13 protein-coding genes are annotated in these 15,634 nt (G+C 70.8%); 8 read left to right on the forward strand and 5 right to left on the reverse strand.

The genetic code is table 11. The annotated features are described in order from the left end of the window. The first annotated feature begins 50 nt into the window (after positions 1 to 50). From CLV43_RS39675 to CLV43_RS39695, 5 genes are all read left to right on the forward strand, one after another. A complete protein-coding gene (locus CLV43_RS39675) occupies positions 51 to 716 on the forward strand; it encodes a response regulator transcription factor (RefSeq protein WP_106194614.1) in 666 nt (221 codons plus the stop codon). Continuing rightward, positions 713 to 1,987 (forward strand): sensor histidine kinase, encoded by a 1,275-nt coding sequence (locus tag CLV43_RS39680; protein ID WP_106194616.1) that lies wholly within the window; start codon positions 713 to 715, stop codon positions 1,985 to 1,987. Before CLV43_RS39675 ends, CLV43_RS39680 begins: the two co-directional genes overlap by 4 nt. An 83-nt stretch (positions 1,988 to 2,070) precedes the next feature. Then, positions 2,071 to 3,123, forward strand: coding sequence for a response regulator transcription factor (locus CLV43_RS39685; RefSeq protein WP_146175096.1), 1,053 nt, complete (start codon positions 2,071 to 2,073; stop codon positions 3,121 to 3,123). Positions 3,124 to 3,163: 40 nt separating this feature from the next. Further along, positions 3,164 to 4,567 (forward strand): Si-specific NAD(P)(+) transhydrogenase, encoded by a 1,404-nt coding sequence (sthA, locus tag CLV43_RS39690; RefSeq protein WP_106194622.1) that lies wholly within the window; start codon positions 3,164 to 3,166, stop codon positions 4,565 to 4,567. A 246-nt stretch (positions 4,568 to 4,813) separates the two neighbouring features. After that, positions 4,814 to 5,719 (forward strand): proteasome assembly chaperone family protein, encoded by a 906-nt coding sequence (locus CLV43_RS39695; protein ID WP_106194625.1) that lies wholly within the window; start codon positions 4,814 to 4,816, stop codon positions 5,717 to 5,719. A gap of 51 nt (positions 5,720 to 5,770) precedes the next feature. Here the strand turns inward: CLV43_RS39695 and CLV43_RS39700 are convergent, their stop codons facing one another. From CLV43_RS39700 to CLV43_RS39715, 4 genes are all read right to left on the reverse strand, one after another. Next, positions 5,771 to 6,661: a GNAT family N-acetyltransferase gene (locus CLV43_RS39700; protein ID WP_106194628.1), complete on the reverse strand. Its 891-nt coding sequence runs from the start codon at positions 6,659 to 6,661 to the stop codon at positions 5,771 to 5,773. A 207-nt stretch (positions 6,662 to 6,868) separates the two neighbouring features. Beyond that, on the reverse strand, positions 6,869 to 8,176 hold the full coding sequence (locus tag CLV43_RS39705) for an ABC transporter permease (RefSeq protein WP_106194631.1): 1,308 nt from the start codon (positions 8,174 to 8,176) through the stop codon (positions 6,869 to 6,871). Beyond that, positions 8,176 to 8,874, reverse strand: a complete 699-nt coding sequence (locus tag CLV43_RS39710) for an ABC transporter ATP-binding protein (RefSeq protein ID WP_106194634.1) — start codon at positions 8,872 to 8,874, stop codon at positions 8,176 to 8,178. Before CLV43_RS39710 ends, CLV43_RS39705 begins: the two co-directional genes overlap by 1 nt. Next, positions 8,874 to 9,899, reverse strand: a complete 1,026-nt coding sequence (locus tag CLV43_RS39715; RefSeq protein WP_106194637.1) for an efflux RND transporter periplasmic adaptor subunit — start codon at positions 9,897 to 9,899, stop codon at positions 8,874 to 8,876. The genes CLV43_RS39710 and CLV43_RS39715 overlap by 1 nt, the downstream gene beginning before the upstream one ends. 144 nt (positions 9,900 to 10,043) lie before the next feature. On the opposite strand from CLV43_RS39715, the gene CLV43_RS39720 reads away from it, so the two are divergent. Further along, entirely contained in the window at positions 10,044 to 10,964 is a 921-nt protein-coding gene (locus CLV43_RS39720; RefSeq protein ID WP_106194640.1) for a phosphotransferase enzyme family protein, read from the forward strand. A 33-nt stretch (positions 10,965 to 10,997) separates the two neighbouring features. Continuing rightward, entirely contained in the window at positions 10,998 to 11,789 is a 792-nt protein-coding gene (locus tag CLV43_RS39725) for a transposase (protein ID WP_425445795.1), read from the forward strand. A 216-nt stretch (positions 11,790 to 12,005) separates the two neighbouring features. Here CLV43_RS39725 and CLV43_RS39730 read toward each other — a convergent pair whose 3' ends face one another. Then, the gene (locus CLV43_RS39730; protein ID WP_106194646.1) at positions 12,006 to 13,283 is read right to left on the reverse strand and encodes a glycoside hydrolase family 16 protein; all 1,278 of its coding nucleotides are present in this window, start codon (positions 13,281 to 13,283) and stop codon (positions 12,006 to 12,008) included. Between the two features lie 273 nt (positions 13,284 to 13,556). Here CLV43_RS39730 and paaZ point away from each other — a divergent pair, with 273 nt between their 5' ends. After that, complete coding sequence (gene paaZ / locus CLV43_RS39735; protein WP_106194649.1) at positions 13,557 to 15,587, forward strand: phenylacetic acid degradation bifunctional protein PaaZ; 2,031 nt, start codon at positions 13,557 to 13,559, stop codon at positions 15,585 to 15,587. Positions 15,588 to 15,634 lie beyond the last annotated feature (47 nt).

Consider the following 15,634-nt stretch of genomic DNA (forward strand, 5'->3'; position numbering starts at 1 on the left):
GTCTCTACGGATCCACCACAGGTTTTCCCCGGCGCACTAGTCTCTCGGTTGTGCGTGTACTGGCCGTCGAGGACGACGCTGAACTGGGCCATGAGGTCGTGTCGGGTCTTCGGCAGGCCGGATTCGCCGTCGACTGGGTCACCGACCTGTCTTCCGCGGAGGAGAGCCTCACCGCGAACACCTACGACTGCGTCCTGTTGGACCGCGGTCTCCCCGATGGCGACGGGCTCGATCTGCTCAGCCGCTGGCGGGCCCGCAGGTCCCGCGTCCCGGTGTTGATGCTCACCGCCATGGACGGCATCGCCGAGCGCGTCGCGGGTTTCGACCACGGCGCCGACGACTACCTGGGCAAGCCGTTCGCGATGGCCGAACTGGTCGCCAGGGTCGGCGCCCTGTGCCGCCGCGCCGAGCAGCCGAGGCCGTCCCTGATCAAGATCGCCGACCTCGAGGTCGACGCCGCCCGCCGCCGGGTGACCCGCGCGGGCGTGATGCTCAGCCTCACCGCGAAGGAGTTCGCCGTCCTGGAGCTCCTCTGCGCGCGCCGCGGCCAGGTAGTCTCGCGCTCCGAACTCATCGAGCACTGCTGGGACGCCATGGCCGAACCGATGTCGAACGTGGTGGACGCCGTCGTCGTCCAGTTGCGTCGCAAGCTGGGGCCCCCGCCGTTGATCGCGACGTCGCGAGGGGTCGGTTTCGTGATTGACGAGATCGGGTGACCACGGCCTGGCAGAGCACCACGGCGAAGCGCTTGCGCCGGGTGCGCTGGGTGTTGACGGTGCTGTTCACCGCCACCACCGCGATCTGCATCGGCACCCTCGCCACGATCGCCCTGGTCAACGACGAGCGCTCGCGCGCGCAGGCGCTCGACATCGAGCTGGACCGGCAGGTCGCGGGCTTGTCGCGGGTCGTCTACTACGACGGCGACGGCAACCTGCACCTCGAGCCGCTGGACGTGGACGCGCTGGTCAGCAGGACCACGCTGCTGCACGTCTGGGTGCGCGACAACGGCACGTGGGTGTCGCGCTACTCCCGCGAGGTCGACAACGCGAAGTCCGCCGAGAAGCAGGAGCTGGCGCTGGTCGAGCAGGTCCGCGACCTGCAGTACGCGGTGCTCGGCGACGGCGTCACCCCGCGCGGCGACCGGTTGCGGCTGGCCGCCGCGCCGGTCTGGAACACCACGAACCAGGTCGCGGCCTACGTCGTCGTGGCCGGTGACCCGGCGCCCGGCGTGGCCGAGCACCGCGAGTACGTGATGTGGACGTTCTGGGGCTGCCTGGCGATGCTGGTGCTCGCCGCGGGCGCGGGCCACATGCTCTCCTACATCGGCACCCGGCCCGCGGTGCGGGCGCTGGAGCAGGAGGAGCGGTTCCTGGCCGAGGCCGCGCACGAGCTGCGCACCCCGCTGGCGACGCTGCGGCTGATCGCCGAGGCCGGTGCGAACGACCCGGCGCGGGCGAGCGCGTCCGCCGCCCAGGTCGTGGGCCTGGTCGACCGGATGGCGCAGCTGGTCACGGGGCTGCTCGCGCGGGCCCGCGTGCGCAACGGCACCCGGCAGATGGAGTGGCTGCCGCTGCGGCTGGACCAGCTGGTGGAGGAGGTCGTCGGCGAGCAGCTCGACGACGGCCGCACGGTCGACGTGGACCTGCACCCGACCATCGTCGAGGGCGACCCGGTGCTGCTGTCGCAGGCGCTGCGGAACCTGGTCGACAACGCGGTGAAGCACGGCGCCCAGGAGGACGGCCGGGTCCGGGTGGAGGTGAAGGTCGCGGGCGGCACGGTCACCGTGTCCGACCGCGGCCCCGGCATCGACCTGGCCGACCGGGACCGGGTGTTCGACCAGTGGGTCACCGGCAGCAGCACCGGGACCGGCATCGGGCTGGCCATCGTGCGCTGGGTGGCGGACCTGCACCGCGGCTCGGCGAAGGTGGTGGACTCGCCGCTGGGCGGCACGACGATCGAGCTGGCGCTGCCCGAAGTCGTGGCTTGATCACTCGCTCACAGTTTTCTCATCGCCGTGCTGCCAAGGTTGTCCTCCGAGTGAGCATCAGCATGTGCACGGGGAGTCGACCGATGACAGACACACTCACCCGGTCCACAGTGGACAACGGGTTCCGGTCGGTGCGGTCGGCCTACCTCGCGGCCTGCCGCGGTGCCGAACGCGGTCAGGCGGTGGAGAAAGCGGCCTCCTGCGAGGCCTACGCGGACCTGTGGCACGCGGTGTCCGTCCTGCTCTACGCCGACGAACCGGGACTGGCGCTGGAACTCTGCCTGCGGGTGGAGGAGCGCACCCGGCAGCGCGCGGTGCTCGGCCTGCTGCGCGCCCGGATCGCGCACGCCAACGGGCAGCCGCTGGTCGCCCGCGACCTGGCCAGGTCCGTGTTGGACGAGCGCGCGCTCTCGTTGCGCACCAGGCACCTCGCGCTGGCCGAGCTCGTCGCCGCCGAGGTCGGGCTGGAGCAGTACGACGTGGCCGCGGCCCTGCTGCGCGAGCACGGGTTCGACGGGGAGGTCCCCGACGGGCCGGAGGCGCCCTACCTGCTGGCCGCCCGCGGCGCGCTGCACGTGGCCGCCGGACGTCGTCGGCCCGGTGTCGAGGACTACCTGGAGTGCGGGCGGCGGCTGGTCGACGGCGGCGTCCGCAACCCCGCGGTCATCCCGTGGCGGTCGCGCGCGGCGCTGGCCGCGCTGGGCGACCGGCGGCGGGAGCTGGCGAAGGTGCTGGCCGAGCAGGAGCTGATCGAGGCCCGCGGCTGGGGCACCTCCCGCGCGGTCGGGATCGCGCTGCACGCGGTGGCCTCCACCCGCGACGGCGAGGAGGCCGTCGAGCTGCTGGGGGAGTCGGTCGACCTGCTCTCGCTGTCCACCGCCCGCGCGGAGCTGCTGCGCGCCCGCGAGGACCTGGCCCAGATCGTGCGGGCCGGGCGCGACCTGACCCGCCAGGAGGCGAAGATCGCCTGGCTGGCCCGGTCGGGGTACAGCAACAAGCAGATCTCCGAACGGCTGTTCCTCACCCGTCGTACGATCGAGTTCCACCTGTCCGGGGTCTACCGGAAGCTGGGCCTGTCGGGCAGGCACGAACTGCGCGTAGCGCTGCCGGACCAGTTCGGTGACCAGTCGGCGTGAGCGGGCCCAATCCGGCGGTCCCTGAGGCAGACTGATCGCCATGTACGACTTCGACGTGCTGGTCCTCGGTTCCGGTCCCGGCGGGCAGAAGGCGGCCATCGCCGCCGCGAAACTCGGCAAGAAGGCTGCGGTGGTCGAGCGCCGCGACATGATCGGCGGGGTGTGCATCAACACCGGCACCATCCCGTCCAAGACCCTCCGCGAGGCGGTGCTGTACCTCACCGGCCTCAACCAGCGCGAGATGTACGGCCAGAGCTACCGCGTGAAGCACGACATCACCATCGCGGACCTGTCCGCGCGCACCCAGCACGTGGTGGGGCGCGAGATCGACGTCATCCGCAACCAGCTGTCCCGCAACAGGGTCACCCTGCTGCCCGGCCTCGGCAAGTTCCTCGACGAGCACACCATCGAGGTCGTCGACGGCACCGAGCAGCTGCACAAGGTCACCGCGGACAAGATCGTCATCGCGACCGGGACGCGCCCGTCGCGACCGGACACGGTGGACTTCGACGACAAGACCATCATCGACTCGGACGGCATCCAGCACCTGGAGCACATCCCGCAGTCGATGATCGTGGTCGGCGCCGGGGTGATCGGCATCGAGTACGCCTCGATGTTCGCCGCGCTGGGCACCAAGGTCACCGTCGTCGAGCGGCGCGACCGGATGCTGGAGTTCTGCGACCTCGAGGTGGTCGAGGCGCTCAAGTACCAGCTGCGCGACCTGTCCGTCACGTTCCGGTTCGGCGAGACCGTGGCGTCGGTCGAGCGGTACGCCCGCGGCGCCATCGCGGTGCTGGAGAGCGGCAAGAAGATCCCCGCCGAGACGGTGATGTACTCGGCCGGCAGGCAGGGCATGACCGAGGGCCTCGACCTGGAGAAGGCGGGCATCGAGTCCGACAACCGCGGCCGGATCAGCGTCGACGAGCAGTTCCGCACCGCCGTGCCGCACATCTACGCGGTCGGCGACGTGATCGGCTTCCCGGCGCTGGCCGCCACGTCGATGGAGCAGGGCCGCCTCGCGGCCTACCACGCGTGCGGCGAGCCGGTGCGCGCGATGAGCGCCAACCAGCCCATCGGCATCTACACGATCCCGGAGATCAGCTACATCGGCCGCACCGAGGACGAGCTGACCAACGCCAAGATCCCCTTCGAGGTCGGCATCTCCCGCTACCGCGAGCTCGCCAGGGGCCAGATCATCGGCGACTCCTACGGCATGCTCAAGCTGCTGGTGTCCTCGGAGGACCGCTCGCTGCTCGGTGTGCACGTGTTCGGCACCGGCGCGACCGAGCTGGTCCACATCGGCCAGGCCGTCATGGGCTGCGGCGGCACCGTCGACTACCTCGTCGACGCCGTCTTCAACTACCCGACGCTCGCCGAGTCCTACAAGGTCGCCGCGCTGGACGCGATGAACAAGATCAGGCAGATCACCTGGCTCGCCGAGTAGCGGCGGGCGGGAAGCGGGCGTGGGACGGGGGTGGAACGGGCATCCCGGAGGTCCGGCGCGGTCGTGCGGGACACGGCCGCGCTGGGCCGTTCGGAGTAATTCGAGGGGTTCTCCGGGCCTGAAAACCCTGGTCTTCGGGAAATAGGGGTACCCGTCCGGCGAACGGGTGTGAAAATAGGGGGAATGTAAGCCGATCAGGGGTTGTTGGCACTTGCGGAACGTCCGTGACTCGCTGGGAGGTTTGTGGTGGTGCTGGATCCGGAGAACCTGTACGAGGTGGACTCCGACGTACCGGACCTGACCGGAGCCGTCTTGCTGCACCACTTCGACGGTTTCATGGACGCCGGTGCGGCGGGCAAGCTCCTCGTCGAGCACATCCTCAGCAGCTACGAGCACCGCGTGGTCGCGCGCTTCGACATCGACCAGCTGATCGACTACCGGTCGCGCAGGCCCGCGATGATCTTCGCGACGGACCACTTCGAGCCGCAGCCCGCGCCCGAGCTGCTCGTGCACCTCGTGCACGACGCCGCCGGGTTCCCGTTCCTGCTGCTCAGCGGCCCCGAGCCCGACTTCCGCTGGGAGACCTTCTCCGCCGCCGTGCTGGAGCTGGTCGACCGCTGGGGCGTCGGCACCACGATCGGCTTCCACGGCATCCCGATGCGCCTGCCGCACACCCGCCCGCTGGGCGTCACCGCCCACGCCACCCGCAGCGAGCTGATCACCGGCCACCAGCCGTTCTTCAGCCGCGTCGAGGTGCCCGGCAACGTCGCCGCGATGCTCGAGGTCCGCCTCGGCGAGCACGGCCACGACGCCATCGGCTTCGCCGCCCACGTCCCGCACTACCTCGCCCAGTCCACGCACCCGGCCGCCGCGCTGGTGCTGCTGGAGACCATCACCCGCACCACCGGCCTCGCCCTCCCGCCCGAGGTGCTGCGCGAGACCGCCCGCAGGGCCGGTGCGGAGCTGCAGCGCCAGGTCAACGAGTCCGAGGAGGTCTCGGAGGTCGTGGCGGCCCTGGAGCGCCAGTACGACGCGTTCACCGGCTCGGAGCGCGGTGAGCAGAGCCTGCTGCTGGAGGAAGAGGAGATCCCCAGCGCCGACGAGCTCGGCGCGGAGTTCGAGAAGTTCCTCGCCGAGCAGCCGCCCAAGTAGTTCTTCCCCGATGGCCCCACCCGAACACACCGAGTGGGGCCATCGGCGTTCCTAGACCATGTCGATCCGGCGGTACCGGACCGGGTAGCCGACCTTCGCGAACGTCGCCGCCATCGGCAGGTTGGCGCAGTCGGTGCCCGCGACGATGTGCGTGGCACCGTGCCCGACGAGCAGGTGCGTGGCCTCGACGAGCAGGTCGTAGGAGTAGCCGTTGCCCCGGTGCTCCGGCACCACGCCGATGTAGCCGACGACCGGCGAGGTGTGGTGGTGGCACGGTGCGCTGATCCCCACCAGCTCACCGTCCGGGGTGTACGCGAGCCGCCACCAGTCGCGCGGGCTCGGCATCCACCGCAGGTAGTCCAGGTCCTCCCGCGCCGCGGCGTCCAGTCCGGACTCGGCGACCGTGCGGCGGACGTGGGCGTCGAGGCTGCCCACGTGGATGCGGCGGAAGACGTCCAGCACCGCGTCGTCGTCGGGTTCCGGCCGGAACTCCAGCCGCCCAGGGCGTTCGGGGACGCCGTTCTCGGGGGTCCAGCGGTAGGTGAACCGCTCGACCAGGAACGTGAGCCCCGCGGCGGTGGCGGCCGCCATCCTGGACTCGGCGTCCCGCCGGACCTCCGGGTCGTCCCGCCAGTCCGCGGGCACCTTGAGGTTGTACTCGGCGTGCAGCGGCGCGTTCCTCAGCAGTGCCACGGCGGCGTCGAAGTCGGTGAAGTCGAACCAGTCCAGCGCGAGCGGGGCCGGGTCGTCCGGGCCCGCCCACCAGGCGGCGCGCGCCACGACCACGTCGTCGCGCAAGGCGACCCACGTCCACTCCGGGCGGTAGTCGCCGCGGGAGTAGGTGTCACCGAACGCCGCGAAGCCCACCGAACCGGGGTCGGGCAAGGATTCGAAGAGGTGTGCCTCGCCCGCTGCGAGCGGGCGGATGACCAGGTCGGTCACGGGTGTTCCTTCCGAAGGGGCGGTGCGCCCCCGGACCGGAACCCGACGCCCTGTGAGCGAGGAGGGAGCGCATGATCGTCGTGGTGATCACCGGGCTACCTCCTCGTTCTCGGCAGGGCGTGTGGTGCAACGTAGTGACCGCCCGGAGCCGGGGCAACGGGTTTTCGCGGTGGGCGCACCGGGTCGGCGCGCCCACCGCGCCCCGGCTCAGGCCCGCATGACCGTGGCGATGGGGATCCTGGCCGCCCTGATCGCCGGGATCAGGCCGCCGAGCACACCCGCGACCAGGCCGGCGATGATGCCCGCGACCCCGGCCTGCCAGGGGAAGTCGACGTTCTGCAGGAACGGTTCGCGCGACCCGAGCACCGAGCTGACCGCCTTCAGCCCCGCGATGCCGAACCCGATCGCGGCCGCGGCGGTCAACAACCCCGTCAGCAGCGTCTCCGCCAGCACGATCCCGGCCAGCAGCAGCCTCGGTGTGCCCACGGCCCGGCGCAGGGCGAACTCCTCGATCCGCTCCCCGACGGTCGCGAGACCGACGTTGAGGATGCCCGCGACACCGATCAGCAGCACCATCGCGGCCATGCCGAGGAAGATCCAGCGCATGAGCGAGAGCTGGGACTGCATCTCCTTGAGGGAGTTGATGGTCTCGGCGTGGATCTCGTCGGCGTTGGCGCCCGCCGCGACCAGCCGGGTGCGGAGCGTCTGCTGGAGGTCGGTGGCGGTGGGGGCCAGCATCAGCTCCATGGTGCCGTAGCGCTGGTCGCTGAGGCTGTCCACGGGCATCCAGTTGAGCAGCTCGTCGGAGCGCACGTAGGCCGCCGGACCCCAGCCGCCGTCGTCGACGACGCCGATGATGCGCGGGGTGGCGTTGGCGACGGCTCCGGACACGCGCATCTCGGCGGGGATCCGGTGCTTGGCGAAGCCCTCGGCGGCGTACTTGTTCAGCACGATCCGCGGTGACAGCGAGGGCGCCGAGGAGAAGTCGAGCCACTCGCCGGACTGGAGGCGGAACGGGCGGAACTGGCGGATGTCACCGGTCAGGGCGTTCATGCCGAGCTCGATCGCCTGGCCCTGCGGGGCACCGGCGTCCTCGTCCTCCACGGGCCTGCACCCGCCGGCGTCGCAGGTGACGTTGACGGCCCTGGCGTAACCGCCGCCGTCGTCCACGCGCCCGCCGCCCTCGTTGAGCGGCTTCACACCCGGCTCGCCGATGACCGCCTTGCCGCGGGTGACGCCGACCGCGTCCCCGCGGCCCTTGATGACGTCTATCGCGACCGGCACGGACTGGGGGTTGCTCGGCAGGTACATCTGGAGCGTGCCGTCCTTGCCGCGGGTGATCTCGACGTCGGACAGCATGGCGCGCTGCGCGATCACCGAGCCCGCCTGGACGGTGACGACGGCGAGCACGCCGAGGAAGAGGCTGAGCATGGACAGGAACGTGCGCATCTTGCGGGCCCTGATGCCCTGACCGCCGATGATCAGGGACGAGCGGAGCCGCCCGGACAGGCGCATCACACGACCACCCGCTCCGGCGTCGCGTCGAACACGCCGTTGGTCAGCTGGAGCACCCGGCCCATCTTCGAGGCGTGGTCGTGGTCGTGCGTCACCAGGATCAGGCCGCAGCCGCGGTCGGTGGCCGAGCGCAGCGCCTCGACGACGAGGTTGCCCGTCTCGGTGTCGAGCGCGCCGGTCGGCTCGTCGGCGAGCAGGATCCTGGGCTCGCGCACCAGGGCGCGGGCGATGGCGACGCGCTGCTGCTCGCCACCGGAGAGCCGCTGCGGCTTGTGCTTGGCCAGGTGGGCGATGCCGACCCGCTCCAACGCCTCCATGGCCTTCGCCCTGCGCTTGCGGCGCGGCAGCCAGCCCTGGCCGTTGACCAGCGCCATCGACACGTTCTGCACCGCGCTCAGGTGCTTGAGCAGGAAGAAGCGCTGGAACACGAACCCGAACTCCTCGCTGCGCAGCGCCGCGGCCCTGCGCTCGGGGATGCGGGTGATGTCGTTGTCCCCCAGCAGGTACTGGCCGCTGTCGGCGCGGTCGAACAGACCGATCAGGCTGAGCAGCGTGCTCTTGCCCGAGCCGGAGCGGCCGAGGATGGCGATGCTCTCGCCCGCGTGCAGGGTCAGGTCGACGCCCGCGAGGATGGTGCGGGGCTCGTCCTGCCCCTTCAACGTCTTGGTGAGACCGGTGATCCGGATCAGCGGCGTCATCACGATCCCGACTTGACGCCGGGCTGGCCCTGCTGCTGTTGCTGCTCGGCGGTCGGCAGGTTCGGGCCGGGCATGCTCAGCGTCTCGTCACCGGTGAGCCCGGACTTGATCTCGACGACCTTGCCGTCGGTCAGCCCGAGCTGGACGTCCGCGATCACCTTGGAGCCGTCGGACTTCACGATCTCGACCTTGCCCTGGCCCTGGCCGCCCGCGACGGCCTCGACCGGCACGACGAGCGCGTTGGCCGAGGTCTGGGTGACGACCTCCAGCGTGGCCGAGGCGCCGTTGATGAGCTTCACGTCGCCGGGCGCGGTGCAGACCAGCCGCAGCCCGGTCGGCTCGGACTTCGTGCCACCGCTGGTGTCCGGCGGCGACTGCTGCTGACCGGTGGGGGAGGAGCCCTTGTCCCCGGTCTGCTCCTTCTCCTTGTCCTTGCCGGTGTCCGCGGGCGGCTGGGCGGGCACCGTGCCCGCGGGCAGCGCGGCGATCGTGCCGAGCAGCGTGCACGGGAACGGGCCGGGGCCGTTCTTGATCTGGCCCTGCACCGACGCCGACCCGTCCGCGATCTTGTACGCCTGCGCGCTGTCGACGTCCGCGGAGATGCCGTAGCCCGCGAGCTTCGCCGACGCGACGGGCATCCCCGCCGTCACGGTGGACTTGTCGTCCACCAGCCGTCCGGAGAACGTGGCGCCCGCGGGCACCTCGAACCAGGTGGGCTCGCCGTCGGCCCACACCGACCCGACCCTGGTCGGGACCGTCGGGGTGCTGGTGGGCTCCTTCACGTCCATGAACCGGACCTGCCCGCCGACCGGCGCGACGAGGCCGAACACCGGGTTCATGACCACCTTGCCGGTCAGGCTCACCTTGTTCGTCAGGTCCTGGCGGGTCGGTTTGGCCGTGGTCAGCGCGGTACCGCGGGGCACGAGCTCCGGGTTGGTCTGCTCCGGTCCGGACGCGCCGCACGCGGCCGCGGTCGCCACCACGACGGCGACGCCGCCGAGGCGCACGAGGACTTGCTTCAACACCGGTGTTTCCCCCAACTGAAGAGTTCCGGCCTGATCCGGCCTAATCACAAGACGCCCATGAGACTTCGCGGGTTGCACTTCCCGCGTCGGCAGAACGGCCAAAGTGGTTGTGGCCGATCGGCCGATTGTCGAGGATGTCGACTCGTGCCCGACTACCCGGTAGACGCTTTCCACGACGTGTTCGCGCATTTCGACGTCCGGCCGACGACAGCCCGCTCCTGCCACCGGTGGGCGCCGGTGTTCCCGGTGGAGTCGAACGGCCTGCCCGCGGTGGTGAAGCGCACCGCGACCCGCACGGGCGGGGCGATCGCGGCCTGGTGCCGGGGACTGGTCGCGGCCGGGATCCCCGTGGTCACCCCGATCGCGGGGCCGTCGCCGGTGCACGGCGGCGTGTGGGTCGTGTACCCGTGGATCGAGGGTCGGGTGTACGAGGGGACGCCCGACGACCTCGCGGCGGCGGGGGACCTGTTGGGGCGCATGCACGGCAGGGGCGCGCGCGGTGCGGGGATGGCGCTGTTCCCGTGGCCGGACTACTCGTCGGTCGACCCGACCGACGACCTGCCCGAGCTGCACCGGCTGTTCGCCTCGCACGCGCCCGAGGCGGCGTCGCGGCTGGCCGCGCGACTGGACCCGCTGGCGCGGGAGTTCGCCTCCCGGACGCTGCCCGCCGTGCGCGACGGCGAGCTGCCGATCGTGGCGGGGTCGATGGACTTCAAGGCCACCAACCTGGTCTACGCGCCGGGCGGTCCCGTGCTGGTCGACCCGGACAACGCGTTGCGGGTGCCGAGGATCCTCGACCTGGCCATCGCGGTGCTGCTGTTCCACGACGAGGTCGCCGACAGGCCGTTCGACGCCGGGCAGTGGCGGGTGTTCCGGGACGCCTACCTCGCGCGGGTCGCGCTGACGGACCGGGAACGCCGGGTCTGGCCCGACGCGCTCGACTACGTGCTGTGGGAGGAGGGGACCTGGGCGATGGAGGCCAGCGACGAATGGGACGACCCACGCCAGCGCTCATTCCTGGTGAACCTGGCCGCCACCCCCAGCAACGCCTACCCGTTCGACTAAAAGTTGTCCCGTAACGCCATCCCCACAAGATCGATGATCATTGGTGTGGAACAGGTGATCAGTGCGGACCGGCCCGGCTGGGTGCCGGTGTTCACGGGCTTGTCGATGCGGGTGTTCCGCAAGCTCGTGCGGGTCGTGGCCCGTCGGGGCGGCGAGCAGACCGGAACCGGACGGCGGTGGGGGTTGTCGCTGGCGGATCGGGTGCTGCTGGTGGCGGTGTACTGCCAGAAGAACCTGACGTTTCGGCAGGTCGCGCTGCTGTTCGGGATCTCGAAGTCGGCCGCGGGCCGCGTCGTGGATCATCTGGCACCCTTGTTGGCGCTTGCGCCGGTGATCCGCAAGCACGGCTCGGACACCGTGCTGGTCGTGGACGGCACGCTGGTGCCCACCCACGACCGGAGCGTGTCCGCCTCGTCGAAGAACTACCGGTACTCGGTGAACATGCAGGTCGTCATCGACGCCAACACCCGCCTGGTTGTCGCGGTCGGCGACCCCACACCGGGCAACCGCAACGACTGCCGGGCCTACACCGACTCAGGAGTGGACCGGCAGTGCCGGGGCGCGACGGTGATGGCCGACGGCGGCTACCAGGGCAACCCCGAGGTGATCATGCCCTACCGGAAACCGCGCACAGGGCAACCGCAGCTGCCGCAATGGAAGGAAGACCTCAACACCGTCCATAAGAGCATTCGCGCGCGGGTGGAGCACGCCCTGGCACACCTGAAGTCCTACAACATCCTGCGCAACTGCCGCCGCAAACGCGACGGCGTCCTGCACGCCACCCGAGGCATCGCCCAGATGCGCAACCTGGCCATGACGACCTGAGCGACCACCAAGCGCAGACACCACCGCGGTTACCCCCGCCCGCCAACACTCTCGATCATTACGGGACAACCTTTAGTGCGGCGACCACCGGCCATTTCCCCGAAAGGCGAACCGGGCGAGCGGCGAGCCCGGAAATGACCGCGGTCACCGCGCGGGAAGGCGGAACGCCCCCTCCCGCCGAAGCGGGAGGGGGCGTTCCGGTCGAGAGGACGCGGGTCAGACGACCCACTTCTGGTTGGCCGCGCCGGTGCACTCCCAGAGCTGGGTGCGGGCGCCGTCACCGGAGTTGTTGCCCACGACGTCCAGGCACTTGTTGGCCGGGATGTTGACGATGTCGCGCGCTCCGCTCACGGCCCACTGCTGTGCGCCCGTGCCGTTGCAGTCCCAGAGCTGCACCACCGTGCCGTTGGCGGTACCGGCCGCGTTCGCGTCCAGGCACTTGCCCAGCGCGCGGATGGTGCCGTCGCCGGGACGGCTCCAGTTCTGGGCGGCGTTGTTGTTGCAGCCCACGATCTGGATCGGCGTGCCGTTGGCCGTGCTGGCGTTCGCCACGTCGAGGCACTTGCCCGCGAGACCGGTGATCCGGCTGCCGCCGCCGCTGGGCGGCGGGGTGGTGTCGGACGTGGTCACGCGGACGTAGTCGACCAGCAGCTGCTGCGGGAACTGCGTGCTGCTGTTCGGGTCGCCGGGCCAGTAGCCGCCGACCGCCAGGTTCAGGATCAGGAAGAACGGGTGGTCGTACACCCACCGGTTGCCGTTCAGGTCCGAGGGGGTGCGGGTCTGGTAGACGTTGCCGTCCACCGACCAGCGGATCTGGTTGGGCGCCCAGTCGATCGCGAACGTGTGGAAGCCGTCGGAGAAGTTCGGCCCGCTGTAGCCCGCGCCGATGCCGCCGGAACCCGAGTAGCCGGGGCCGTGGATCGTGCCGTGGACGGTGTTGGGCTCGAAGCCGACGTTCTCCATGATGTCGATCTCGCCCGAGTTGGGCCAGCCGACGCTGCCGATGTCGTTGCCGAGCATCCAGAACGCGGGCCACATGCCCTGGCCGCGCGGGAGCTTCATGCGCGACTCGAAGTGGCCGTAGGTCTGGGTGAACCTGCCCGACGTGTTCAGCCGCGCCGAGGTGTACTCGCAGCGGCCGTACCAGCAGTTGTAGTTCGCGGGGTTTTCCTTGCGGGCGGTGATGACGAGGTTGCCCGCGCCGTCGGTCGCCGCGTTGCTCGTGCTGTTCGTGTACATCTGGCGCTCGTGGTTGTTGACGTTGTCACCCGTCTCCGTCACCCACTTGCCGCCGTCCACGGCCGCACCCGCGGGGCCGTTGAACTCGTCGGCGAACGTCGTCGCCATGGCGCCGATCGCGCCGCTGTCGGCCGCGCTGACCGCGGGGGCGCTGTTGGCGGGCGTGGACATGGCGATCGCGCCCAGTGCCATCAGCGCCACGGCGCCCAGGATTCCGGCTGCTCGAGCACGCCGAGCAGGCCCTCTTGTCGACATCGCAGATCACCTTTCGTGCAGGGTGGTGGTTCTTCGTCGAACCACTGATCAGCGGAGTCAGGGAAATCAGCGGAATGGTCCGAACCACCTGGTGTGTCGCGGACATTACTCGACGGCTTTGTTCAAGTCACGATGAAAGAACGCCCGGTCTTGTTCATCGTTTCAGTGCCGGTCGAACCCAACCTCACCCCGATAGTGTGCTGACGGGGCGCGACCCGCCTGCTTTACTGAACGAACGGTCGGTAGATCACCCGGACCTTGGAGGACGACCCGATGGCTCTGCTGCGCAGTTACGTCTCCGGGCACTGGCACGTGCCGACGGACGAGGGCTCGCCACTGCACGACGCCGTGACCGGCGAGGAGATCGCCCGCATCTCGTCGGCGGGCGTCGACATGGCGGCCGCGCTGCGGCACGGCCGCGAGGTCGGCGGACCCGCGCTGCGCGAGCTGACGTTCCACCAGCGGGCCGCGCTGCTCAAGGCGCTCGGGTCGCACTTGAGGGAGCACCGCGAGGAGCTGTACGCGCTGTCGGCCCGCACCGGGGCGACGAGGAACGACTCGATGATCGACGTCGACGGCGGGATCGGCGTGCTGCTGGGTTACGCCAGCAAGGCGAAGAGGGAACTGCCCAACGACACGGTCTACGTCGACGGCGCGGTCGAACCGCTCGGCCGCGGCGGCACGTTCGTCGGCCAGCACATCGCCACGCCGCTGCGCGGGGTCGCGGTCCAGATCAACGCGTTCAACTTCCCGATGTGGGGCCCGCTGGAGAAGTTCGCCCCCGCCTTCCTCGCCGGTGTGCCGAGCCTGGTCAAGCCCGGCTCGCAGACCGCCTACCTGACCGAGAGGCTGGTCGAGCTGGTGATCGGCTCCGGCCTGCTGCCCGAGGGCACCCTCCAGCTCGTCAGCGGCAGCGCGGGCGACCTGCTGGACCACCTGACCGAGCAGGACCTGGTCGGCTTCACCGGGTCCGCCTCCACCGCGCAGCACCTGCGCACGCACCAGGCCGTCGTGCGCTCCAGCGTCCGGTTCAACGCCGAGGCCGACTCGCTCAACTGCTCGATCCTCGGCCCGGACGCCGTGGCGGGCACGCCGGAGTTCGACCTGTTCGTCAAGCAGCTCGTCACCGAGATGACGGCCAAGGCGGGCCAGAAGTGCACCGCGATCCGCCGCGCGTTCGTGCCCGCGTCGCTGATCGACGAGGTGTCCGAGGCCGTGTCCGCGCGACTGGGCAGGGTGGTCGTCGGCAACCCGGCCAACCCGGACGTGCGGATGGGCGCGCTGGCGGGCCTGGAGCAGCGCGAGGAGGTGCGGCGCTCGCTCAAGGGGCTGCTGGAGGCCTCCCGGATCGTGTTCGGCGACCCCGAGCACGTCGAGGTGGTGGACGCCGACGCCGAGCGCGGCGCGTTCCTCTCGCCCGTCCTGCTGCGCGCCGACGACCCGGAGCAGGCCCAGCCGCACGAGGTCGAGGCCTTCGGCCCGGTCAGCACGCTGATGCCCTACACCGACACCGAGCACGTGATCCGCCTGGCCGCACGGGGTCAGGGCAGCCTGGTCGGCTCGGTCGTCACGGCCGACCCCGCGTTCGCCCGCGAGGTCGTGCTGGGAGCGGGCGCGTGGCACGGCCGCATGCTCGTGCTGGACCGCGACGACGCCAAGGAGTCCACCGGGCACGGCTCGCCGCTGCCCGCGCTGGTGCACGGCGGTCCCGGCCGCGCGGGCGGCGGCGAGGAGATGGGCGGCATGCGCGCCGTGCTGCACCACATGCAGCGCACGGCCGTGCAGGGCAGCCCGAAGGTCCTCGCCGCGGTCACCGGCCGCTGGGTGCCGGGCGCGCCGCGCACCGACTCCGACGTGCACCCGTTCCGCAAGAGCCTGGCGGAGCTGAAGGTCGGCGACAGCGTCGTGGCGGGTCCGCGCACGGTGACGCTGGCGGACGTGGAGCACTTCGCGGAGTTCACCGGCGACACGTTCTACGCGCACATGGACGAGGAGGCCGCGAAGGCCAACCCGTTCTTCGGCGGCCGGGTCGCGCACGGCTACCTCGTGGTGTCGTTCGCGGCGGGCCTGTTCGTCTCGCCGGAGCCCGGCCCGGTGCTGGCCAACTACGGCCTGGACAACCTGCGGTTCCTCACGCCCACGTTCCCCGGCGACGAGCTGACCGTGACGCTGACGGCGAAGCAGATCACCCCGCGCGAGGACCAGGACTACGGCGAGGTGCGCTGGGACGCCGACCTGGTGAACCAGAAGGGCGAGTCGGTCGCGAAGTACGACGTGCTGACCCTGGTCGCGAAGACCCTGTAGCGGCAACGGCGGCGGCCCTCCATCCACAGTGGATGGAGGGCCGCCGC

It is taken from the genome of Umezawaea tangerina (assembly GCF_003002815.1).
Classification (GTDB): Bacteria; Actinomycetota; Actinomycetes; order Mycobacteriales; family Pseudonocardiaceae; genus Umezawaea; species Umezawaea tangerina.